Below are 23541 nucleotides of genomic sequence, written 5' to 3'. Positions count from 1 at the left end.
GCGTAAATAATGAATAATCACTGACAGATTGACGTGGTTTACAGGCAGTAAACCCCCGGAGTTACCGTGACAAAAACAAATTTAATTACCGGCTTCCTGGGCAGCGGCAAAACCACCACCATTTTACATTTACTGGCCAGTAAGCCCGCCGATGAAAAATGGGCGGTGCTGGTCAATGAATTTGGCGAAGTGGGTATTGATGGCGCCCTGCTGGCAGACAGCGGCGCGCTGCTGAAAGAGATCCCCGGCGGCTGTATGTGCTGCGTTAACGGCCTGCCGATGCAGGTCGGCCTCAATACGCTGCTGCGCCAGGGCAAACCGGATCGCCTGCTGATTGAACCCACCGGCCTCGGCCACCCGAAACAAATCCTGGATATGCTCACCGCCGACGTATATCAGCCGTGGATTGATCTGCGCGCCACGCTTTGCCTGCTTGACGCTCGCCAGCTTCTCGACGAAAAAGCCCTGAATAATGAGAACTTCCGCGACCAGCTTGCGGCGGCGGACGTCATTGTGGCGAATAAACAAGATCGCGCCACGCAGGAAAGCCAGGCGGCTTTATCACGCTGGTATCAAAATAATGGCGACAACCGCGAACTGGTCCATGCGGAAAAAGGAGCCATCGGCATTGCCCTTCTCGACAAGCCAAGACTGAACCAACGCGAGCTGCCGCACAGCCATGAGCACCAGCATGCCCGGTCGGTTCCTCATAACCTTGCCGCGCTGAGCCTGCCGGGGCATCAGCGCTGGCGCCGGAGCGTGAACAGTGGGCAGGGTTATTACGCCTGTGGCTGGATTTTCGATGAAGAAACCGTGTTCGACACCATTGGCCTGTTGGAGTGGGCACGTCTTGCCCCGGTTGAACGAGTCAAAGGCGTGTTGCGTATTCCCGAAGGCCTGGTACGTATCAACCGCCAGGGCAACGACCTGCATATTGAAACGCAACCCTCGCCGCCGCTGGACAGCCGCATCGAATTGATTCACCCGGCTCAGCCCGACTGGAACGTCCTGCAAGCCAGCCTGTTGAGCTTACGTTTAAGTTAGCGCGTCTACCTTCGCGCCCCCAGAATGAGATTTAGAAGCTGTATCATGATTAATCGCCTCCCTTTTATCCTGCTGCTGAACGTCCTGGGCATTGCCCTGTTCTTTAGCTGGTACCTGCCAGAGAACCATGGATTTTGGTTCAACATTGACGCCGCGCTGTTCCATTTCTTTAATAATGAACTGGTTAAGAGCCATACCTTTTTAACGCTGATTGCCATCACCAATAACCGGGCCTTCGACGGCATTTCGCTGCTGGCGATGGGCGCGCTGTTTTCCTGGTTCTGGCTGCATGAAGACGGCGCTGGCCGCCGCCGCCTGGTACTGATGGGCGTGGTGATGCTGCTGTGCGCCGTGGTCATCAACCAGCTCGGCCACCTTATCCCGGTGGTGCACGCCAGCCCTACGCTGTACTTTAAAGACATTCATCGCGTCAGCGAACTGCTGCACTTCCCGACGAAAGACGCCTCAAGCGACAGCTTCCCCGGCGATCACGGCCTGATGCTGCTTATCTTCACAGGTTTTATGCTGCGTTATTTCGGCCCACGAGCGTTTCTTATTGCCCTCGCGATCTTCTTTATCTTCTCTTCACCGAGAATAATGATAGGCGCGCACTGGTTTACCGATGTCTACGTCGGGTCAGTCTCTATTGCTCTGGTTGGCCTGCCCTGGGTGCTATTAACCCCAGTCAGCGACCGGTTAATTTCCATACTGAACCGCACCGTTCCGGGAAAATATAAAGCGTCCCGCTGACGGTTAATAAGCGATGAAGATAGTCAACGAGCAGGGTCCATCCGGGCCCTGGTTTATTTTTTCATCACTATGACAGTAAGATGAATATTTACTCACACAAAATCCGCTTCAATTTGAATAGCCTGGCGATAAAACCAGCAACATTGCCGATCATTTGTTCGAAATAACCTTTCGCGAAGAATCATCACAATTTCTTATAAAAATAAGAATAAAAACGCTCGCATAGCCTGGTTTTATCGGGTAGTCTCGGGAAAGTTTGCTTAGCGGCTAGTCTATTTGTGCTGTGAATAAAAGTGTGCGATGTTCCACATTTTTGTGCATGAATAATTGTCTCGTGGCTTTTAGGTAATTAGTCTCGTCACGTTGGTATTTTTGTATAACGAATTATTCGTTAAGGACATCAAGGGAAAACAAACAAAATGGTCAAATCTCAGCCTATTTTGAGATACATCTTGCGGGCGATACCCGCGATTGCGGTGGCAGTTATGCTCTCCGCCTGTAGTTCTACTAACACAGCAAATATGCATTCTGAGACGCATGCAGTCGGTGAAAAAGATGGTTTTTTACTGCAAGCCTCTCAGGATGAATTCGAAGAGATGGTTCGTAATGTTGACGTGAAGTCACGCATTATGGAGCAATACGCGAGCTGGAAAGGTGTACGCTACCGTCTTGGCGGCAGCAGCAGGGCTGGTATTGATTGTTCTGCATTTGTGCAGCGCACATTCCAGGAGCAGTTTGGTTTAACCCTGCCTCGCTCAACGTCTGAGCAGCAGGAGTCCGGTAAATCTGTTTCGCGTAATAAGTTACGTACCGGTGATTTAGTGCTGTTCCGTGCAGGCTCAACTGGCCGCCACGTAGGCATCTACATTGGGAATAACCAATTTGTACATGCCTCCACCAGCAGCGGCGTTGTGATCTCCAGCATGGACGAGCCATACTGGAAGAAGCGTTACAACGAAGCGCGCCGGGTGCTAAGCCGCAGCTAACGCCGCCGTAAGAGATGTTTTGTTGAGAGTTATTCCCTTGGCTACTCAGCAAAACCACCAACGTTTAAAACGCTGCCAGTGCAGCGTTTTTTTATGCCTGAAATTCAGCTGGTTACTCTTTCCTCTAAAAATTAAAAAATGAAATAGTTACCTTGTGAAACAAGTTAAACAATTTCCTGGTTATGGGTTATAGTCAGAAAAAAGCACAAAACAAACGATGATTCGCTTGCCCCTGCGGGACTCATAATTCCATGTCTTATAGAAATATTTTTTCGCGCTACTTTAGCACCCCCAAGCAGATAGTCGCGTTTAGCCTGCTGATGGGATTATGTGCCGCAATATTTATCGGCGGGCTAACCAGCCTGGCGCTCCATTCAAAGCGTGAGTCCGCTTATAACCTCCTCTCTCGCGACATCAGTAACTACCTGGATACCTTCTTTAAAGAACTTCACGCCACCGCCGAGGGTATCCAGCCTTTAACCATGAACGAGTGTGAAAGGGTCAGCGGTGAACTGACTTCTCGTGCGGCTTTTAATCCTAACGTACGAGCCTTTTTGCTGGTGCGTAACGGCATTGCCTACTGCTCTTCCGCCACCGGCAGCATGGAAATGTCGATGGATGCGCTGGAACCCGAGATCAATATCAATAAAACCGTCGACCTGGCGATTATGAACGGCACGCCAATGATGCCCGGCAAGCCGGTGATTGCCGCCTGGTTTCTTAACCCGCTGGCCTCGGGGCGCGGCGTTTTTACCACCCTAAACGTCAATCTTACGCCCTACCTGGTTTTCACCTCCCGCCAGCAGGACATCAGCTCCATGGCCCTGGTGGTGGGCAACAAGGCGCTCACGTCCTATTCACCGGACGTGATAAATACCGATGAGCTTCCCCCCTCGCCCACCAGAATCTCTGTCCTTAACGGTTACCCGATTAAACTCTACATTTATGGTACGCCGTGGCCGCTGGAGGATATTCAACTGGCCATTCTGGCCGGGTTATTATCCGGCCTGCTGAGCGTCGCGCTGTGCGGTTACTTTCTCTCGGTAAAAGTCCGAGCCGGGAAAGAAATTCTTACCGGCATCAAGCGGGGGCAATTTTTTGTTGTTTACCAGCCCGTGGTCGACTCACAGGCGTTGCAGATGCGTGGCATAGAGGTGCTCATGCGCTGGGAGCACCCCACGGCGGGTATGATCCCCCCGGATGCGTTTATCGGCTTTGCCGAAGCTCAGCAGCTGATTGTGCCACTCACGCGCCATTTGTTTGAATTGATTGCCCGGGACGCGCCCACGCTGCAAAAAGTTCTGCCCGCCGGGGCTAAGCTCGGCGTGAATCTCGCCCCAAGCCATTTGCACTCCCCCACGTTTAAACAGGACATTCAGGCCTTCGCCTCTTCACTGCCGCCGCACCATTTCCAGTTAGTGTTTGAGATAACCGAACGGGACATGCTGAAAGAAACAGAGGCAATGGGCATTTTTGCCTGGCTGCACGAACAGGGATTTGAAATCGCGGTTGATGACTTCGGCACCGGCCACAGCGCGCTGATCTATCTGGAGCGTTTTACGCTGGATTATCTGAAAATTGACCGCGGCTTCGTCAACTCCATTGGCATGGAAACGGTGACCGCTCCGGTGCTGGACGCCGTGCTGACGCTGGCCCAGCGTCTGAACATGAACACGGTGGCCGAAGGGGTTGAAACGCCGGAGCAGGCGAAATGGCTTATCGAGCGCGGCTGTAACTTCCTGCAGGGTTATTATTTCAGCCGCCCCCTGACCCTAAGCCAGCTTGTCAGTTGGAACCCCTCCCACACGCTTTATGATGAATTGAAAGACTGACAGACATTGCGCAATCTTCACCGGCTAACTTATGATTAACCATCATGGGCTTACCGGGCACGGCCGCATAACGCCTGCGCTTTCCCATCCACCGGGCAAGGAATGAAGATGACAAAAGCTGTACGTGCACTGATGCTGCTTTGCCTGAGTATCTTTTCCCTCACGCCGCGCGCCGCAGAAATAAACGAAAGCTACTCTTTTGCGGTGCTGGGCGAACCTAAGTACGCCGTCAACTTCACGCAATTTGATTACGTCAATCCCGCAGCCCCCAAGGGCGGCAATATCACGCTCTCGGCCATTGGGACCTTTGATAACTTCAACCGTTTTGCCATGCGGGGTAACCCGGGCGTTCGCACCGAGACCCTGTACGACACGCTATTCACCACTTCCAATGACGAGCCCGGCAGCTATTATCCTTTGATTGCTGAGATGGCCCGCTACCCATCCAATTTTGCCTGGGCGGAAGTGTCCATTAACCCGCGAGCCCGCTTTCAGGACGGCAGCCCGATTACCGCCGAGGACGTCGCCTTCACCTTCAATAAATTCATGACGGAAGGCGTGCCGCAGTTCCGCCTGATTTATAAAGGGGCGACGGTACGGGCCATTGCGCCGCTCACCGTACGAATTGAGCTTGCCGCACCAAGCAAAGACCGGATGCTGGGTCTGTTTTCGCTCCCTGTATTCCCGGAAAAGTTCTGGAAGGATCACAAGCTGAGCGACCCGCTCTCTTCCCCACCGCTTTCCAGCGGGCCGTATAAAATCACCGACTGGAAAATGGGGCAATACATCACCTATTCGCGGGTGCGGGACTACTGGGCGGCAAATCTGCCGGTAAACCGCGGGCGCTGGAACTTTAATACCATCCGCTACGACTATTATCTCGATGATGACGTTGCTTTTGAGGCGTTCAAGGCCGGGGCGTTCGATTTTCGCACCGAGGTCTCAGCCAAAAACTGGGCCACGCGCTACACCGGGAAAAACTTCAGCAACCATTACATCGTCAAAGATGAGCAGAAAAATGAATCCGCCCAGGATACCCGCTGGCTGGCGTTTAACATCCAGCGCCCCATTTTCAGCGACCGCCGGGTAAGGGAAGCCATCGGCCTGGCCTTTGATTTTGAATGGATGAACAAGGCGCTGTTTTATGGCGCTTACAGCCGGGCCAACAGCTATTTTCAGAATACCGAATACGCCGCTCGCGGCTATCCAGACGCCGACGAACTGATGCTGCTGGCGCCGATGAAAAAGGATCTCCCGCCGGAGGTCTTCACCTCAATCTACAGCCCACCTAAATCAGATGGCCGCGGATTTGATCGGGAGAATCTGCTCAAAGCGCTCGGCCTGCTCAAAGAAGCGGGCTGGGAATTAAAAGACCAGAAGCTGGTAAACGTCACCACCGGCAAGCCGTTTGTGTTCGAACTGCTGACCGGCACGGCCGGCAACACGCAATGGATCCTCCCCTTCCAGCGCAATTTGCAGCGCCTGGGCATCACCATGAATATTCGCCAGGTCGATAACTCGCAGCTTTCAAGCCGGCTGCGCAGCCGCGACTACGACATGATGCCAAGTTTATACAGCGCAATGCCTTACCCAAGCCCGGATTTACAAATTATCTGGGCGTCGGAATATATCAATTCGAGCTATAACGCTCCTGGCGTGCAAAGCCCGGTTATCGATAAGCTTATCGGGATGATCATCGCCAGCCAGGGCGATAAGAAAAAACTGCTGCCGCTGGGTCGTGCCCTTGACCGCGTGCTGACCTGGAACAACTACATGTTGCCGATGTGGTATATGTCGGCCGACCGCCTGGCCTGGTGGAATAAGTTCTCCCGCCCCGCCATTCATCCGCTCTACGGCACCGGGTTTGATAACTGGTGGTATGACGTCAACAAAGCGGCGAAGCTGCCCGCCGACCGGCGTCAGGGGGAATAACGTGGGCGCGTATATTCTGCGGCGTTTGCTGCTTATTATTCCTACGCTGTGGGCAATCATCACCATCAACTTTTTCATCGTGCAAATTGCCCCCGGTGGACCGGTGGATCAGGCGATTGCCGCAATACAAATGGGCCACGCAACCGGCATGCCGGGCATGAGCAACGACGCCATGGGCAGCGGCCATGCCCGCACCGGCGTGGGTGATGTCACCAGCAGCCAGTACCGGGGTGGCCGCGGCCTGGATCCGGAAGTGATAGCAGAGATTGTGCATCGTTACGGGTTCGACAAACCGTTGCATGAGCGCTATTTCACGATGCTCGGTGACTATTTACGCTTCGACTTTGGTAATAGCCTGTTCCGCAGTTCTTCGGTGATTAATCTGATTAAAGACAGCCTGCCCGTTTCCATTTCCATCGGGCTGTGGAGCACGCTAATTATCTATCTGGTGTCGATTCCGCTGGGGATCCGTAAGGCGGTCAGCAACGGCAGCAGCTTTGATATCTGGAGCAGCATTTTCATTATTATCGGCTACGCCATTCCGGCGTTTTTATTTGCCATCCTGCTGATTGTGCTGTTTGCCGGTGGCACTTATCTCGACTGGTTCCCGCTGCGGGGACTGACGTCGGCCAATTTTGAGACCCTGCCCTGGTACAGCAAAATCACCGACTACCTGTGGCACATCACGCTGCCCGTGCTGGCGACGGTTATCGGCGGCTTTGCCACCTTAACCATGCTGACGAAAAACGCCTTTCTCGATGAAATTCGCAAGCAATACGTGGTGACGGCGCGAGCCAAAGGGCTGGATGAGAAAAAAATCCTCTATCGCCACATCTTTCGTAACGCGATGCTGCTGGTGATTGCCGGTTTCCCGGCAACGTTTATCAGCATGTTCTTCACCGGCTCGCTGCTGATTGAGGTGATGTTCTCCCTTAACGGGCTGGGCCTGCTGGGCTACGAAGCCACGATTTCCCGCGACTACCCGGTGATTTTCGGCACGCTTTATATTTTTAGTCTGATTGGCCTGCTGACCAATATCATCAGCGATGTTACCTACACGCTGGTCGACCCCCGTATCGATTTTGAGGGACGAGGATGAGCAGATTAAGCCCGGTCAACCAGGCGCGCTGGGCGCGCTTTCGCCAGAACCGTCGCGGCTACTGGTCGCTGTGGATCTTTGCGCTGATTTTTGTCCTGAGCATGGGGGCTGAGCTGGTCGCCAACGAGCGCCCGCTGCTGGTGAGCTACGAAGGCAAGCTCTGGTTCCCGGTGCTGAAAAACTACAGTGAAAGTGATTTTGGCGGCCCGCTCTCAACCCCGGCAGACTACCAGGATCCCTGGTTAACGGAACGCCTGAATGAAAAAGGCTGGGTCCTCTGGGCGCCTATCCGTTTTAGTAGCAACACCATCAACTACGCCAGCAATGTCCCTTTTCCTTCGCCGCCCAGCGCACAAAACTGGCTTGGCACCGACGCCAACGGCAGCGATGTGCTGGCGAGGATCCTCTACGGCACTCGTATTTCCGTGCTCTTCGGCCTGTTACTGACCTTTTTCTCCAGCATCATTGGCGTGCTGGCCGGGGCGGTACAGGGCTATTACGGCGGACGCATTGATCTGTGGGGGCAACGGTTGATTGAAGTCTGGTCCGGCATGCCGACGCTGTTTTTGATCATTATGCTCTCCAGCGTGGTACAGCCTAATTTTTGGTGGCTGCTGGGTATCACCGTTTTGTTTGGCTGGATGGGACTGGTAGGCGTTGTGCGGGCGGAATTTTTGCGCACCCGCAACTTCGACTATATTCGCGCGGCTCAGGCAATGGGCGTCAGCGACTGGTCTATCATGACCCGGCATATGCTGCCTAACGCCATGGTGGCTACCCTGACCTTCCTGCCGTTCATTCTGTGCGCGTCGATAACGACATTAACCTCGCTGGATTTCCTTGGTTTTGGTCTGCCGCTGGGGTCGCCCTCTTTGGGGGAATTGGTGCTTCAGGGCAAAAATAACCTTCAGGCGCCGTGGCTGGGCATCTCCGCTTTCTTGTCTTTGGCCATCTTGCTCTCCCTGTTAATATTTATTGGCGAAGCGGTTCGTGACGCCTTTGATCCGGCTAAGGCGCATTGACCATGACCACTCCGCTTCTCGCTATCAACCATCTTTCTATTGCTTTCCAGCAGGGCAAAAACCTGCGGCAGGTGGTGGACTCGGTTTCGCTTCAGGTGGAAGCGGGTGAAACCCTTGCGCTGGTCGGCGAGTCTGGCTCAGGCAAGAGCGTGACGGCGCTCTCCGTGCTGCGCCTGCTGCCGTCTCCGCCGGTGGTTTATCCCTCCGGTGAAATTTTGTTTCACGGCAAAGATCTGCTAAACACCCCGGAAAAGACGCTGCGTGGCGTGCGTGGCAACAAAATCGCAATGATATTTCAGGAACCGATGGTGTCGCTCAATCCTTTGCACACCCTCGAAAAACAGCTGTATGAAGTGCTCTCTCTCCACCGGGGAATGCGGCCTGAACCTGCCCGCGCGGAGATCCTCACCTGCCTCGATCGCGTGGGCATTCGCAACCCTGCGACCCGGCTCCAGGACTACCCTCACCTGCTGTCCGGCGGCGAACGGCAGCGCGTAATGATTGCGATGGCGCTGCTGACCCGCCCTGAATTACTGATTGCCGATGAACCGACGACGGCGCTGGATGTTTCGGTTCAGGCGCAGATCCTGCAGCTGTTGCAAGAGCTGAAGCAGGAGCTGAATATGGGCCTGCTGTTTATCACCCACAACCTGAGTATCGTGAAAAAGCTGGCGGACAACGTGGCGGTGATGCGCCACGGCAAATGCGTGGAGCAACAACCCACCACCGATCTGTTCAGTCATCCACAGCACCCCTATACCCAGCAGCTGCTGAACGCTGAACCGTCCGGCGATCCCGTGCCGCTGGCAGCCGACGTTAATCCCCTGCTCAAAGTTGAGAGTCTACAGGTCGCATTTCCCATTCGCCGGGGACTGCTGAAAAGAACGGTGGGATACCACTACGGGCTTAAAAATCTCAGTTTTGAACTGCGGCCAGGGGAAAGCCTCGGGCTGGTTGGGGAATCAGGATCGGGCAAAAGCACCACCGGCCTGGCGCTGCTGCGATTGATTCATTCCACGGGCGCTATTTGGTTTGACGGCCAGCCGCTCCACCAGCTCAACCGCAGGCAGCTGCTGCCGCTGCGCCGCCAAGTGCAGGTGGTGTTCCAGGATCCCAATTCGGCGCTGAATCCACGCCTGGATGTGCTGCAAATTGTAGAGGAAGGTCTGCGGGTGCATCACCCGACGTTAAATGCCGCAGAACGTAAAGCCAGAGTGATTCAGGCGCTGGAAGAGGTCGGGCTGCTGGCAGATATGCTCCACCGCTACCCGGCTGAGTTTTCCGGTGGCCAGCGTCAGCGCATCGCTATCGCCAGAGCGTTGATTTTGCAGCCGCAGCTTATCGTGCTGGATGAACCTACCTCTTCGCTCGATCGCTCGGTTCAGGCTCAGATTCTGGCGCTGCTAAAATCACTGCAGGAAAAGCACCGCCTGGCTTATATCTTCATCAGCCATGATTTACAGGTAGTGAAAGCGCTTTGCCATCAGATGGTGGTCCTGCGTCAGGGAGAAGTTGTCGAACAGGGAGACTGCAGGCAGATCTTTAGCGCCCCGCAAAGCGACTACGCGCGTCAGCTTCTGGCGCTCGCCTGAGATTCAGAAAGGATTATGGCTGGAAAAAGACTCGGCGATAGCGACGCCCACATTTTTCAGGCGACAGGTTGCCGCCAGCTCGTCCTGCAGGTTAACAAACAGGCACGGCTCGCCTTCACACTCCACGACCGAACTGTCCACTTCAATGTCGCTTAATGCCTGGCTGAGCGTATCCATGATTGGCCACGCTTTTTCCCCGTCGGGGCTAAGCAGCTTCAGGCCAATCAGGCAATCGTCATCCTGTTGCGCATTTTGCGGAATCGGTTCAACTTTGGAGCCTGCAAAACCCGTCAACCAGCGGTAGCTCTGCGGCAGACGATGCACGATGGACAGTTGTATGGTGTTCAATTTCATTTCCCCGGAAGTTCCAATCGGCAATTTATCTCAAACTCTTTACACAAAGGTTAACACAATGTTGATAAATTGCGTTTAAACGAGCATTAAAACGGCTCACATCTCATGTAGAGATTTCAAAAATAACGCTTTATTTTTGTGCTATAGCACGCGTTTCGGCGCTATATGTATCGCTTTCTGAGATCTAACTCAACCTTTTTAACTACAAAGTTGTGACTTTTTACAGTTGAAGCTTTTACATCTAGGAAACATATATCCTGTACTCACAGGGATTATAGGGGAATTTTCGGGAAGAACACGGGCGTTTATGAACATAAACGCCCGTGGCTTTTTAGACTTTCGTGTGGCGGGCTTTACTGGCGTAAAAATAGAACAGCACGGAGGCCGTCGCACAAATAGCAATGGACCAAATCATCGGCCACGCGGTGTTAAAGGTAGCCACCGAGAGAAGCGCCCCGGTTAACGCGCCGATGCCAAAGCGGAATGTCCCGGCCAGCGAAGACGCCGTGCCGGCCATATGCGGAAATTCATCTAAAATGACCGCCATTGCATTGGAGGACACCAGCGACACGCAGCTGATAAACACCGCCACGCCAAGCACCATCGCCCAGAAGCCGAAGTCCAGCTGGCTGCTGACCACCAGCCACAAAGCCATCACGAACTGAATGCACAGCCCGGTACGGAACATGTTTATTGCCCCCACCCGGCGCACAAAGCGGCTATTGATCATGGTCATGAAGAACAGGAACACGACGTTCAGCGCAAAGTAATAGCCAAAGTGCTGCGGCGAAACATGGTTTAATTCGATGTAGACGAACGGCCCGGCGCTGAGGAACGAGAACATCCCGGCAAAGCTGAAGCCGCTGGCCAGCATATAGCTCAGCACCCGCTTATGGCGGAAAAGCGTGGCGAAATTGCCCGCCGTGGTGCGCAAATTAAACTTCTGCCGCATTTCAGGGGCAAGCGTTTCGTGAATAAAGAAGAAAATCATCGCCGATGCCAGCAGCGCGGCGGCGGCCAGAATCCAGAAGATCGTATGCCAGCTGTACCACACCAGCACTGCGCCCCCGATCATTGGAGCCACCAGCGGCGCAATGGTGGTAATCAACATCACGAAAGACATCATTCGGGAGAACTCTTCTTTCGGGTAGATATCGCGCATCAGGGCGTTGATCACCACGCTCGCCGCCGCCGCCGCGAGGCCGTGCAGAAAACGCATCCAGATAAGCTGATCGATGGTCTGTGCAAGCGCACAGGCAATTGCCGCCAGCGCGAACACCAGCGTGCCGCCCAGCACCACCGGCTTACGCCCCAGGCTATCGGCCATCGGCCCGTAGAAGATCTGCCCGATGGCAAAGCCCAGAATATAGGTACTGAGGGTCATTTGTGCGCTGCCCGCCGGGACATTAAAGCCCTGGGCTATCATCGGCAACGCCGGTAAGTACATATCAATGGACAGCGGCATCAGCATCGCCAGCAGGCCAAGGATAACGATAATACCGACAGAAGAGTTCTGTTTACGGCTCAAAAGTGACTCCGGTGATTAGGGCATGCCGACGCTGGCAATTTCCTGTTCGGTTAACGGGCGGTACTCCCCTGGCGCCAGTTCAGCATCCAGGGCGATGTCGCCAATGCGCTCACGGTGCAGACCAACCACATGATTGCCAACGGCGGCAAACATGCGCTTTACCTGATGGTAACGTCCTTCGCTGATGGTGAGACGCACTTCGGTCGGCGTGATGACTTCCAGCACGGCAGGTTTGGTGAGATCTTTCTCATTATGCAGCTGAACGCCTTTGGCGAAGTGTTCCGCCGTGCCTTCTTCAACCGGTGATTCCAGCGTCACCAGATAGGTTTTCTCGCAGTGATGGCGCGGAGAGGTAATGCGGTGCGACCACTGACCGTCGTCCGTCATCAGCACCAGACCGGTGGTGTCGATATCCAGGCGACCCGCGGCGTGCAGCTTGTGCGCCACCGGCTCGTCGAGAAAGTAAAGCACCGTTGGGTGATCGGGATCGTCGGTAGAACAAACGTAACCCTGCGGCTTGTTTAGCATGAAGTAGCGCGGGCCGTGCTGCTGGGTCAGCGGATTACCGTCAAACGCGACCTGATGTTCCGGCAGCAGTTTAAAAGAGGCGTCGCGCACAACTTCACCGTCGATGGTGATGCGGTTAGCGCGGATTTCACGGCCAGAAATAGCGCGGCTGATGCCGAGCTGCTGAGAGATAAATTTATCGAGTCGCATTAGTGTATTGCCTGTTTCATGAAGGTGCCGACAAGCGAGCGTGCGGCAGGGGCTGAAGCCCACATTCAGGTGGAAATTGGTTTGCCTGATAATTAGTTTGCCAGTATAGCGACATCAAAAACTCTCTCAAGGTAAAACGATGCTTTATGGCATAATCGTTGCAGTCATTTGATAACAAGGTTGAAAAACCGCCCGGCCATGTCTTTTACACTTCGTCCCTACCAGCAAGAAGCGGTGGATGCCACCCTCAGCTACTTCCGCAAGCACCCTGAACCTGCCGTCATCGTGTTGCCCACCGGCGCGGGCAAAAGCCTGGTGATCGCGGAGCTGGCAAAAGTGGCGCGCGGGCGCGTGCTGGTGCTGGCTCATGTGAAAGAGCTTGTGGCGCAAAACCATGCGAAGTATGTCTCCCTCGGGCTGGAAGCGGATATCTTCGCCGCGGGCCTGCAGCGCAGGGAAAGCCAGGGCAAAGTCGTGTTCGGCAGCGTTCAGTCCGTTGCCCGCAACCTCGAGCATTTCCACGGTGAGTTTTCCCTGCTGATTGTCGACGAGTGCCACCGCATCGGCGACAGCGACGAAAGCCAGTATCAGCAGATTCTGGCGCATCTGCGCGGCAACAATCCCAGGCTGCGTCTATTGGGGCTGACCGCCACGCCCTTCCGCCTCGGTAAAGGCTGGATTTATCAGTTTCATTACCACGGCATGGTTCGCGGCGATGAAAAAGCGCTGTTTCGCGACTGCATTTACGAGCTTCCGCTGCGCTATATGATTAAGCACGGTTACCTGACGCCGCCGGAACGGCTGGATATGCCGGTGGTACAGTACGATTTTAGCCGTCTGCAGGCGCAGTCCAACGGGCTGTTCAGCGAGGCGGACCTGAACCGCGAGCTGAAACAACAAAAACGCATCACGCCGCACATTATCAGCCAGATCGTTGAATTTGCCGCAGACCGACGCGGCGTGATGATCTTTGCCGCCACGGTAGAGCACGCGAAAGAGATAACCGCCCTCTTGCCCGCAAACGATGCAGCCCTGATCACCGCCGACACGCCAGGCCCTGCGCGCGACAAGCTCATCGACGCTTTTAAAAACCAGCAATTCCGCTTTTTGGTTAACGTAGCGGTACTGACCACCGGCTTTGACGCGCCGCACGTTGATCTGATAGCCATTCTGCGCCCTACCGAGTCAGTTAGCCTTTACCAACAAATTGTTGGCCGCGGCCTGCGTCTCTCTCCGGGGAAAAAAGACTGCCTGATTCTCGACTATGCCGGAAACCCACACGATTTATTCACGCCGGAAGTGGGCAGCGCCAAAGGGAAGAGCGACAACGTGCCGGTGCAGGTCTTTTGCCCCTCCTGCGGGTTTGCCAATACCTTCTGGGGGAAAACCACCGCTGACGGCAAGGTGATTGAACACTTTGGCCGCCGCTGCCAGGGCTGGTTTGAAGACGACGATGGCCTGCGCGAGCAGTGCGATTACCGCTTCCGCTTCAAAAACTGCCCTAACTGCAATGCTGAAAACGATATCGCCGCCCGCCGCTGCCATCAGTGTGACCATGTGCTGGTCGACCCGGACGATATGCTGAAAGCGGCGCTGAAGCTGAAAGATGCCCTGGTGCTGCGCTGCAGCGGCATGACGCTTCAGCCCGGCGGAGATGCTAAGGGCGATTGGCTTAAAATCACCTATTTCGACGAAGATGGCGCGGACGTTAGCGAGCGCTTCCGCCTCCAGACGCCAGCCCAGCGCATGGCGTTTGAACAGCTGTTTATCCGCCCGCACTCCCGCGCGCCCGGCGTGCCGTTACGCTGGATCACCGTCGCGGATGTTGTGGCACAGCAGGCGCTGCTGCGCCATCCAGATTTTGTGGTAGCCCGTAAAAATGGCCAGTTCTGGAACGTGCGTGAAAAGGTTTTTGACTACCATGGGCGCTTCCGCCGGGCCAACGAATTACGCGGCTAAGCGGTACTTTTCATTGCCGGCAGAGCCGGATACGGCTATAATGCCGCCCGCTTTTGCATCCGCAAAGCAGAAAACTTTACCTGCTGCTGGGTCGCCTGTAGCAGGCTTATTTAAAGAGAAACATTCAATGTTTACTATCAATGCAGTAGAACGTAAAGAGCATGGCAAGGGTGCGAGCCGCCGCCTGCGTGCAGCAAACAAATTCCCAGCTATCGTTTATGGTGGCGCGGAAGCTCCTGTATCCATCGAACTGGATCACGACGCCGTAATGAACCAGCAGGCTAAACCTGGTTTCTACGAAGAAGTTCTGACCCTGTCTATCGACGGTAAAGAAGTAAAAGTGAAAGTTCAGGCTGTGCAGCGTCACCCGTTCAAGCCAAAACTGACTCACATCGACTTCGTTCGCGCTTAATCGCGAGTTTAGTTCGAAAAAAACCCCGCTTCGGCGGGGTTTTTTGTTATATAAGCATTCCGACGCCACGCCTGGCCAAAAGAGACAAATTCCATGGTTGAAAAAATCCCTGCGGGTGCATCGCTGCTCCCCGCCGTAGAGAAGGATATCCAGGCTATCAGGACGATACAAAGCTTCCACGCCCATATCTATTTCGAGACGCCTGAGCAAAGGCTGATTGCGGAGCGGCTCCGGGCAGAGATTGCGCTGCGTTTTTCAGTGCTGCTGGGGCGCTGGCACGATGTGCCCGTTGGCCCTCATGCGCTACCGATGTACCAGGTCGCTTTTATGCCGGAGGAGTTTGCGCGATTTGCGCCGTGGTTGATGCTGAACCGCTGCGGGTTAACCGTGCTGCTGCATCCCAACACCGGGCAGCCCAGGGCGGATCATACCGATCACGCAGTATGGATGGGGCAAAAGCTGGAGATTCGCCATTTGCTGCGCCTGCCTGAAAACGAAGGGCCGGAGCCAGACTATATCCCGAATACAGCCCCGACGGTGTCGCCGTAAGCATTCGCGAGGTTGATACGGCCCGGCTAAAAACAGACGGGCCTTGTTGGCAGGTTATTTACCAGCAGTACGGCGCTGAAGCTGATCGCGCAGATTCGGCGGCGTCCCTTTAATGGTTAAGGTGTCGGTGGCCGGATCCCAGAAAATACGCTCACCCAGCAGCATGGCATCAAAGTTAATCGTCAACCCGCCGCCGCTACCGGCGTATTTCGTCAACTGCCGCAGCGTGCCGCGATCCGCCGGGAAGCTCTCTTCCAGCTCATAGCCTTTTTCGGCGGTGAACTGCTGGAAGTTTTTGTCGTCTACCGCCCACGGCAGCTCATCCGCCAGAGAAGAGAGTTCGATTTCCTCCCCCGCCTGAAGTTGCTCGTTGCAGTAAGCGTAAACCTGCTGGCGCGCGGCCTGGCGTTCATTTTTGTCCAGCTGAGCTTCGGTAGTGAAGTCGTCCAGCGCCTGAAGTAGACCTTTGTTTTGCGCTTTGGCGTTTAACCCTTCGCTGGCGCCCAGGAAGTCCATAAAGAAATCGGCCACTTTGCGCCCCACTCTGCCCTTCAGGAAGGTCAGATAGCGGGTAGATTCCGGATTGGTTTCCCATTCGGTCAAATCAATGCGCGCCACGATATCCGCATGGTTGATGTCGAGGTAGTGTGTCGCGCTGATATCCAGCTCTTCGTTAACGCGCATGCTGCTCAGATTATTCAACACTGCCACCAGCAGATATTCGACCGCCAGGTAACGGTAATGGCAGAACAGCACGATGCCGCCATCGGCAAACGGGTATTTTGCCAGCTCATCGCGAAGACGACCGGTCGCCGCACGGGTAAAGGCAAGAAAATCTTCATCGCCATTTCGCTGCAGGCGCAGCGCTTCGGCCAGTTCGCTCTCTTCGCTGAACAAGCCGTAAGCTTTATTTTTAGCGCTATATACGCGATGCAGTTCCGCCATCATCTCTTCGACAGCACCGTCAGTTGCCAGCAGCGAATCGCGCAGCACGACGTCCAGCGTCTGCTCATCGCGCTTAATCAATTGATGCAGGGCAATCTGGTTGATATCCAGACTCATGTTAAACTCTCCTTTAAGACCGGGCGGTATTCAACCACTGCCGCTACCGGGACGCAAGTCGTGATAAAAAAGCGGAAAAATCGTCCCTGCTACGGTAAGATAATGCCCTTTCCCGAATAAGAATGATTTTTAATTTATGCCACAAACATCCCGCTACAGTGACGAACAAGTTGAAGCGATGCTGACCGAGCTGGCGGCCGTGCTGGAAAAACACCACGCGCCTACCGATCTTTCCCTGATGGTTTTGGGAAATATGGTCACCAATCTGATAAACACCGACGTAGCGTCCGCTCAGCGTCGTCCTTTGGCTCGCTCCTTTGCTGAGGCGCTTCAAGCTTCGGTGAGCGAAGATAAAGCCCACTAAGGAACTATCGTAACAAGTTATGGTGACTAACCGTCAGCGCTACCGCGAAAAAGTTTCCCAAATGGTCAGTTGGGGGCACTGGTTCGCCCTGTTTAATATCCTGCTGGCCATGCTGCTGGGTAGCCGCTATCTGTTTATCGCCGACTGGCCAACGACGCTGACGGGGCGAATTTATTCGTACATTAGCGTTGTTGGGCACTTCAGTTTTTTGGTATTTGCCGCCTATTTACTGCTTATCTTTCCGCTGACATTCATCGTCATGTCGCAGCGCCTGCTGCGCTTTATCAGCGCGGCCTTAGCCACCGCAGGCATGACGCTCTTGCTGATAGACAGCGAAGTTTTCACGCGCTTCCACCTCCACCTTAATCCCACCGTCTGGGAACTGGTGATTAACCCCGACCAGGGGGAGATGGCCCGCGACTGGCAGCTGATGTTTATTAGCGTGCCGGTAATTTTGCTTATTGAGATGCTGTTTGCGACGTGGAGCTGGCAAAAACTGCGCAGCCTCGGGCGTCGTCGGCAATACGCGCGTCCTTTAGTCGTTCTGTTTTTTATCTCTTTCTTCAGCAGCCACCTGATGTACATCTGGGCGGATGCTAACTTCTATCGTCCCATTACTATGCAACGGGCGAATCTGCCGCTCTCCTATCCAATGACTGCACGTCGCTTCCTTGAAAAACACGGTCTGCTGGATGCCCAGGAGTACCAGCGCAGGCTGGTTGAGCAAGGTAGCCCGGAGGCGCTGTCGGTCCAGTATCCGCTGAGTAATCTGCAATTCCGTGATATGGGGATCGGAAACAATGTGCTGCTGATTACCGTTGATGGGCTCAACGCCGCAAGCATGAGCAAAGATATGCCGGCGCTGAAGGCATTTGCTCACGATAACATCCGCTTTACTCAGCACATGAGCTCCGGGAATAACACCGATAGCGGCATCTTCGGCCTGTTCTACGGCATCTCCCCTGCTTATATGGACGGCGTGCTTTCAAACCGCACCCCTGCCGCACTGATTACGGGTTTAAATCAGCAGGGCTACCAGCTTGGCCTGTTTGCATCCGACGGCTTTAACTCTGCGATGTACCGCCAGGCACTGCTGTCTGATTTCTCGCTGCGCCCGGCCAAAAGCCAGACCGATAGCCAGACGACGACACAATGGATAAGTTGGCTTAACCAGTACGCTTCCGAGGACAACCGCTGGTTCTCCTGGGTCGCCTTTAACGGCACAAATATCGACGACAACGGTAATCAGCAGGGCTTTGAGCAGCGCTATTCACGCGCAGCCGGGAACGTCGATGAGCAAATTAAACGCGTACTGGATGCGCTGGAAGCTGCAGGCAAGCTGCAAAACACGGTAGTTATCATTACTGCAGGCCACGGGATCCCTCTCGGCAACCAGCGTGACTCTTTCGCCTGGTCACGTGCGCGGATTCAGGTGCCGCTGGTGATTCACTGGCCGGGTACGCCTGCGCAGACCATCACCAAACTCACCGATCATCAGGACGTGATGACCACCCTGATGCAGCGTCTGCTGCACGTTAAAACGGCGGCCAATGAGTACTCTCAGGGTGAGGATTTATTTGCCGCTACGCGCCGTAACAATTGGGTGATCGGTGCAGACAATCAAACCCTGGCGGTGACAACGCCCGAGATGACGCTGGTGCTCAAAAACAACGGCAACTATCTGATGTACGACCTGCAGGGTAAGCGGATCAATGAAACCAAGCCGCAGCTGGATTTACTGCTGCAAGTGCTGACTGACGAGAAACGGTTTATCGCCAACTAATTGTTTATTTATAAGACAGTTAGCTGCGTATTCCCTTGCAATCAACGCGGAAAAATGTACTATTATTCTCCTGCGTCGGCACGTAGCGCAGCTTGGTAGCGCACCGTCATGGGGTGTCGGGGGTCGGAGGTTCAAATCCTCTCGTGCCGACCAAATAATCATTTAAAACCAGCCTCTTATGGCTGGTTTTTTTATGCCTGAAAATTCCGTATCCGGCAGGCAAAGAGAATGGCATGCCCTTCCGCCCGGTGCGAATTTTTGGCATATTAGCAAACTAGGGACCAGTCCTTCAGAACAAAATAGGCTAATCTGCAATGGAACGTATTGTTAAATACATTGTTAGTAATGAGTACGGCGAATCAGGACAGGATGAAGAGATTCACGATGTCGTTTATAGCATCGACAAGAACTTTTTATTAGGGGCTGGGGTCTCCGCCACATCGTTACTCATCAATAGCCGCAAAAAATTTAATTTCCATTTCTTTACTGATTTTTTGAGCAGCGATCACCTCGAAAAATTTAACGTACTGGCGCAAAAATTCCAGACCAACGTTTATCTTTACCTGATCGACAGAACCGCTTTCGCAGATTTTCCCGTGCGCGCTAAATGGACAATTGCAACCTACTACCGCTTTATCGCATTCAACTATTTATCCGCCACAAGGAAAAGGGTTCTCTATCTTGATGCTGATGTGATGTGCAAAGCCAGCCCCGACGAGCTGTTTGATATCCAGCTAAGAGAGAAATATGCCGCCGTGGTGCCGGATCTGGGTTCGGTGCAGAAAACGTGTGAGGGGCGCCTGGGGCTGTCAGGAATGGAAGGTAACTACTTTAATGCCGGGATGATTTACCTGAATCTCGAACAGTGGAAGCTAAATAACTTTACCGAAAAAGCGCTGGCAATGATTGGCGACAAAACCACGGAATACAGCTTCCTGGACCAGGACGTGCTGAATATTCTTTTCCATAAAAACAGTCTGTTGCTGCCGGGAAAATATAATCAGATTTATGACGCAGCCCATCATTTTGGGCTTAAAACGTCGCATCAGCATGGCGAAGCCATCACCGACGAGACGATCTTTATTCACTACACCAGCGGCTCGAAACCCTGGCTGCAATGGATGCGCTACCCCGCCTCCGTCTATTTTGATATTGCCTATGAGCATTCGCCGTGGAAAGGGCTGCCGCTGCAGGACGCGCACACCGTCAGCCTTCTTAAACTGCGTTCGAAGCACGAATACCGTCAGAAGAAGTACCTCGCCAGTCTTATCACTCAGGTAAGGTATGTTGTGAAGAAATTGGGGCTGAAGAAATAAAATCAGCCACGCCCTGAAAATACATCAGGGCGTTATTTCGGATCACAGCAGGAACAGCGTAGCCAGCCCCAGGAAGATAAAAAACCCTCCCGTATCCGTAATGGCAGTGATCATCACGCTTGAGCCGACGGCAGGATCTTTGCCCAGTTTGGTCATCGTCATCGGAATAACCACGCCCATCAGCGCCGCGACCAGAAGATTCAGGATCATCGCCAGCGTCATTACTCCACCCATAGCCGCGTCGCTATACAGCAGCCAGGTGATGCCTCCCATTACGCCCCCCCAGACCAGCCCGTTGATCAGCGCCACGCCCAGTTCACGAAGCATCAGGAAAGAGATGTTCCCCGCCTGAATATGCTGCAGCGCCAGCGCGCGTACAATCATGGTAATCGTCTGATTACCGGTGTTACCGCCGATGCCCGCCACGATCGGCATCAGCGATGCCAAAGCCACCAGTTGAGAAATGGTATGTTCAAATAATCCAATCACGCGTGAGGCCACAAACGCCGTACAAAGGTTTATGGCAAGCCAGGCCCAGCGGGTACGCACGGCTTTGCTGACTGGCGCAAAGACATCTTCTTCGGTACTCAGGCCGCCCATGCGGCGAAGATCGTTGTCGGTTTCCTCGTACACCACGTCAACAATCTCATCCACCGTTAAGCGCCCCATCAGTTTGCCGGTGCTGTCAATCACTGCGGCGCTGATCAAGTCATCACGTTCAAAGGTACGCGCGGCCTGTTCGTCATGATCCTCCGGCGCGAAGCAGGTGGGGTTGTCGTCCATCACCTTCAGCACCGGCGTTTGTGGCGAATGCAGTAAAATCGCGGTGAGGTCCAGCTCGCCCAACAGCGTTTTGTCCCGGCTGGTGACAAACAGTTTGTCGGTGTTCTGCGGCACTTTGCCGCGAATACGAAGGTAGCGCTGCACAACGGCAAGCGTGACGTCAGGACGTACGGTGATCACTTCAAAATCCATGATCGCGCCAACGCTGTGCTTGTCATAATGCAGGATCTGGCGAACTTGCGTGCGCTCATTCTGCGGCAGCGTGGCCAGCAAGCGCCCGACCAGATCGCGAGGAAGATACTGCGCCAGATAGATCTGATCGTCGATATCCAGCGGGCGCAGCGCGTTGAGCAGCGCTTTATCGCTCATATCTTCAATCAGGTCATCCCAGACCGTTTCTGAAGCCTCAACCAGCACGCTACCGCGCCGGTCTTCGGTAACGAGGCTCCACAGCGCTAAACGCTCTTCCGTTGGCAAGGCTTCCAGGACATCGGCGAGATCCGGCGCGGGCAGTCGCCCAACCAGCGTCACTATCTCGGCGATATCCTGCTCGGCGCTCTGTGTTTCAGCAAAAGGCTCTTTGGCCAGAATACCGCTGGCGACGGCTTTGTTGGTCAGCAGAATTTGCAGAATACGTGCCCTGTCCTGGTCACGCTCTTTGGTGCTGTACTTCTGAATGGCGGTCATAAAATAATTCCCTGGAAACGACGAGTTAGTTTATAGCCTGACAGGATGAAGAAAACAAAAAACCAGCCTTAATTGGCTGGTTTTTTTACTTTGTTTAGGCGGCGCTGAATTAATGACCCGTTCTTGCCACAGCGTCACGTGAAGCTTGTGCCCGCTCATCGCCGGTCAGCTCGCTGAGCTGGCCCTGGCGCATTTCTAAAAGCCGGTCAGCGTGAATAAAGTAGTGGTCGTCATGGCTGATGGCAAAGATCGTTTTCCCCATTTGCTGCATTAACGGCAGCAATACCTGGTAGAATTCACGACGGAAATGGGGATCCTGGTCTGCGGCCCATTCATCGAGCAGGATGATATCGCGCTCTTCCGCTATCGCCAGCAGCAGCGCCACGCGCTTGCGCTGCCCTTTCGAAAGCTTGAGGTTGAGGATGGTGCCATTGTCCAGCTCCAGTTTGCTGCTCATCTTCAGCCGCTCGAGCCAGCCGTTGACCAGCTCAGGATTAGCCTGCTTACCCTGTGCCCCCAGAAGGCGGTCAAATAACCAAACGTCGGTGAATACCGCTGAGAATAGCCGGCGGTAGTCATCCTGCGTCCGGGTCTCAACGCGCTGGCCATCAAGGTAAATGGCCCCGCTGGCCGGCTGATAAAGTCCTGTCAGCAGCATCGCCAGGGTTGATTTTCCGCTGCCGTTACCGCCAATCAGAAACAGCAGCTCCCCGCGCTTGATAGTGAGGTTCAGCGGGCCAACGCTAAAGCTGTTATCCCCGTATTGAAACACGACGTCGCGCATTTCAAGCTGCTGCCAGTTTCCAGAAACCTTCGAACGGGGAAATGCAGCATCGTAAGGGGCGAGCTGGAACTTATTCAGCTTATTGAAGGCAACCTGAGCGCTCAGCAGCGTCGGTAACGCCCCTACGGCGGAAAGGAGCGGCGTGCGAAGAAATAGCAGCGTTAAAGAAAAAGTTGCCGCCACGTTGGTATCGGACCAGCCCAGGCTGTTAGCCATATAGAACACCAGGCCAATCGCCCCCAGCATCATAATGTTTGACCAGTTCACGGCGCTAAGGTGGTAAGTATCTGCGCGGATAATATTATTTCGATAATCGGCAGCGTGGGGCGTGTAGGTGTCTTCGTACATCCGCTCCGCACGTTCGCGGTTCAGGGCAAGTTCCTTGCGCCCTTCAATCACGGTTTGATAATCGTGATAAAGCTTGTCTTCGATTTCCCGAAGCTGGGCCATGTGCCGGTATACCCGCGCCACCAGCAGGTAACCGCCCACAATGGTGATTACCAGCCATACGGTGGTCACACCCAGCATTTTAGGAGACAGCCAGGCGAGGTAAGCTGCGGAACCAATAGCCAGAATAATGCCTTGTACCAGTTCCGGAAGGCGCACAAAGGCAATCGTAATGTTTCGCACGTCGCTGGTTAATCCGGCCAACAGCGCCGCGCTGCCCAACTGCTCGACGCGCTCTACGTCGGTATCCATCAGGCGCTTGATAAACTCGCTGCGCAGGCGAAAAACAAAATGGTGGCCAAGGGTGGTTAACGCCAGCTGAGAGCCAAGCGTCACGGCCATCAGCAACAAGAGTAATCCCATGAACTCCGGTAAAACCGCGAAGGTAAGATCGGGTGTCTCAATCAGACGCTGGTTAATGAACGCAATCAGGCCAATGCCCAGCGCCGCACTTGCCAGGCTTAACGCCATGACCATCAGAAAAGGCCAGCGATACTGGCGATAAACCACACGAAGTAGCTCCATGATTTCCTACCTGC

Annotated in this window: 20 protein-coding genes and 1 tRNA gene; 15 read left to right on the top strand and 6 right to left on the bottom strand. The window is 54.3% G+C overall.

Going from position 1 to position 23541, the window contains the following annotated elements:
- Positions 1 to 66: 66 nt before the first annotated feature.
- The 8 genes from F3J29_RS02355 to yejF all read left to right on the top strand — a co-directional run bounded on the left by F3J29_RS02355 (position 67) and on the right by yejF (position 10257).
- Positions 67 to 1044, top strand: a complete 978-nt coding sequence (locus F3J29_RS02355) for a CobW family GTP-binding protein (RefSeq protein WP_166862694.1) — start codon at positions 67 to 69, stop codon at positions 1042 to 1044.
- Positions 1045 to 1089: 45 nt separating this feature from the next.
- Complete coding sequence (locus F3J29_RS02350; protein WP_166862692.1) at positions 1090 to 1794, top strand: phosphatase PAP2 family protein; 705 nt, start codon at positions 1090 to 1092, stop codon at positions 1792 to 1794.
- A 419-nt stretch (positions 1795 to 2213) separates the two neighbouring features.
- Positions 2214 to 2780 (top strand): bifunctional murein DD-endopeptidase/murein LD-carboxypeptidase, encoded by a 567-nt coding sequence (gene mepS, locus F3J29_RS02345; protein ID WP_039295455.1) that lies wholly within the window; start codon positions 2214 to 2216, stop codon positions 2778 to 2780.
- 251 nt (positions 2781 to 3031) lie between these two features.
- The gene (pdeN, locus tag F3J29_RS02340) at positions 3032 to 4612 is read left to right on the top strand and encodes a cyclic di-3',5'-guanosine monophosphate phosphodiesterase PdeN (RefSeq protein WP_166862690.1); all 1581 of its coding nucleotides are present in this window, start codon (positions 3032 to 3034) and stop codon (positions 4610 to 4612) included.
- Positions 4613 to 4744: 132 nt separating this feature from the next.
- Complete coding sequence (locus F3J29_RS02335) at positions 4745 to 6544, top strand: extracellular solute-binding protein (protein WP_286175201.1); 1800 nt, start codon at positions 4745 to 4747, stop codon at positions 6542 to 6544.
- A 1-nt stretch (position 6545) separates the two neighbouring features.
- The gene (locus tag F3J29_RS02330; protein ID WP_166862686.1) at positions 6546 to 7643 is read left to right on the top strand and encodes a microcin C ABC transporter permease YejB; all 1098 of its coding nucleotides are present in this window, start codon (positions 6546 to 6548) and stop codon (positions 7641 to 7643) included.
- Entirely contained in the window at positions 7640 to 8665 is a 1026-nt protein-coding gene (locus F3J29_RS02325; protein WP_166862684.1) for a microcin C ABC transporter permease, read from the top strand. Before F3J29_RS02330 ends, F3J29_RS02325 begins: the two co-directional genes overlap by 4 nt.
- A gap of 2 nt (positions 8666 to 8667) precedes the next feature.
- Positions 8668 to 10257, top strand: coding sequence for a microcin C ABC transporter ATP-binding protein YejF (yejF, locus tag F3J29_RS02320; RefSeq protein WP_166862682.1), 1590 nt, complete (start codon positions 8668 to 8670; stop codon positions 10255 to 10257).
- Positions 10258 to 10260: 3 nt separating this feature from the next.
- Here yejF and F3J29_RS02315 read toward each other — a convergent pair whose 3' ends face one another.
- The 3 genes from F3J29_RS02315 to rsuA all read right to left on the bottom strand — a co-directional run bounded on the left by F3J29_RS02315 (position 10261) and on the right by rsuA (position 12856).
- Positions 10261 to 10605: a YejG family protein gene (locus F3J29_RS02315; RefSeq protein WP_166862680.1), complete on the bottom strand. Its 345-nt coding sequence runs from the start codon at positions 10603 to 10605 to the stop codon at positions 10261 to 10263.
- Between the two features lie 337 nt (positions 10606 to 10942).
- Positions 10943 to 12139 carry a Bcr/CflA family multidrug efflux MFS transporter gene (locus F3J29_RS02310; RefSeq protein ID WP_166862678.1) on the bottom strand — a complete coding sequence of 399 codons (1197 nt, stop codon included), beginning with the start codon at positions 12137 to 12139 and terminating at the stop codon, positions 10943 to 10945.
- Positions 12140 to 12154: 15 nt separating this feature from the next.
- Entirely contained in the window at positions 12155 to 12856 is a 702-nt protein-coding gene (rsuA, locus tag F3J29_RS02305; RefSeq protein WP_166862676.1) for a 16S rRNA pseudouridine(516) synthase RsuA, read from the bottom strand.
- A gap of 198 nt (positions 12857 to 13054) precedes the next feature.
- Here rsuA and radD point away from each other — a divergent pair, with 198 nt between their 5' ends.
- The 3 genes from radD (at position 13055) to F3J29_RS02290 (ending at position 15776) form a co-directional block, all read left to right on the top strand.
- Entirely contained in the window at positions 13055 to 14815 is a 1761-nt protein-coding gene (radD, locus tag F3J29_RS02300; RefSeq protein ID WP_166862674.1) for a DNA repair helicase RadD, read from the top strand.
- Between the two features lie 127 nt (positions 14816 to 14942).
- Positions 14943 to 15227 carry a 50S ribosomal protein L25 gene (gene rplY / locus F3J29_RS02295; RefSeq protein ID WP_008459879.1) on the top strand — a complete coding sequence of 95 codons (285 nt, stop codon included), beginning with the start codon at positions 14943 to 14945 and terminating at the stop codon, positions 15225 to 15227.
- Positions 15228 to 15320: 93 nt separating this feature from the next.
- Positions 15321 to 15776, top strand: a complete 456-nt coding sequence (locus F3J29_RS02290; RefSeq protein WP_166862672.1) for a DOPA 4,5-dioxygenase family protein — start codon at positions 15321 to 15323, stop codon at positions 15774 to 15776.
- Between the two features lie 54 nt (positions 15777 to 15830).
- Here F3J29_RS02290 and yejK read toward each other — a convergent pair whose 3' ends face one another.
- A complete protein-coding gene (yejK, locus tag F3J29_RS02285) occupies positions 15831 to 16838 on the bottom strand; it encodes a nucleoid-associated protein YejK (RefSeq protein ID WP_166862671.1) in 1008 nt (335 codons plus the stop codon).
- Between the two features lie 136 nt (positions 16839 to 16974).
- Here yejK and F3J29_RS02280 point away from each other — a divergent pair, with 136 nt between their 5' ends.
- The 4 genes from F3J29_RS02280 (at position 16975) to F3J29_RS02265 (ending at position 20301) form a co-directional block, all read left to right on the top strand.
- Positions 16975 to 17202 (top strand): YejL family protein, encoded by a 228-nt coding sequence (locus tag F3J29_RS02280; protein ID WP_008459871.1) that lies wholly within the window; start codon positions 16975 to 16977, stop codon positions 17200 to 17202.
- 19 nt (positions 17203 to 17221) lie between these two features.
- Positions 17222 to 18985 (top strand): LPS biosynthesis-modulating metalloenzyme YejM, encoded by a 1764-nt coding sequence (gene yejM, locus F3J29_RS02275; protein WP_166862670.1) that lies wholly within the window; start codon positions 17222 to 17224, stop codon positions 18983 to 18985.
- A 76-nt stretch (positions 18986 to 19061) separates the two neighbouring features.
- Positions 19062 to 19138 (top strand) — tRNA-Pro (locus F3J29_RS02270).
- 161 nt (positions 19139 to 19299) lie between these two features.
- A complete protein-coding gene (locus F3J29_RS02265; RefSeq protein WP_166862669.1) occupies positions 19300 to 20301 on the top strand; it encodes a glycosyltransferase family 8 protein in 1002 nt (333 codons plus the stop codon).
- Positions 20302 to 20343: 42 nt separating this feature from the next.
- Here F3J29_RS02265 and mgtE read toward each other — a convergent pair whose 3' ends face one another.
- Entirely contained in the window at positions 20344 to 21771 is a 1428-nt protein-coding gene (mgtE, locus tag F3J29_RS02260) for a magnesium transporter (RefSeq protein WP_166862668.1), read from the bottom strand.
- 109 nt (positions 21772 to 21880) lie between these two features.
- Positions 21881 to 23527: a multidrug ABC transporter permease/ATP-binding protein gene (locus F3J29_RS02255; protein ID WP_166862667.1), complete on the bottom strand. Its 1647-nt coding sequence runs from the start codon at positions 23525 to 23527 to the stop codon at positions 21881 to 21883.
- Positions 23528 to 23541 lie beyond the last annotated feature (14 nt).

This window comes from Enterobacter sp. Cy-643, assembly GCF_011752815.1.
GTDB lineage: Bacteria > Pseudomonadota > Gammaproteobacteria > Enterobacterales > Enterobacteriaceae > Cedecea.
This window is presented reverse-complemented; position numbering and strand designations above follow the sequence as displayed.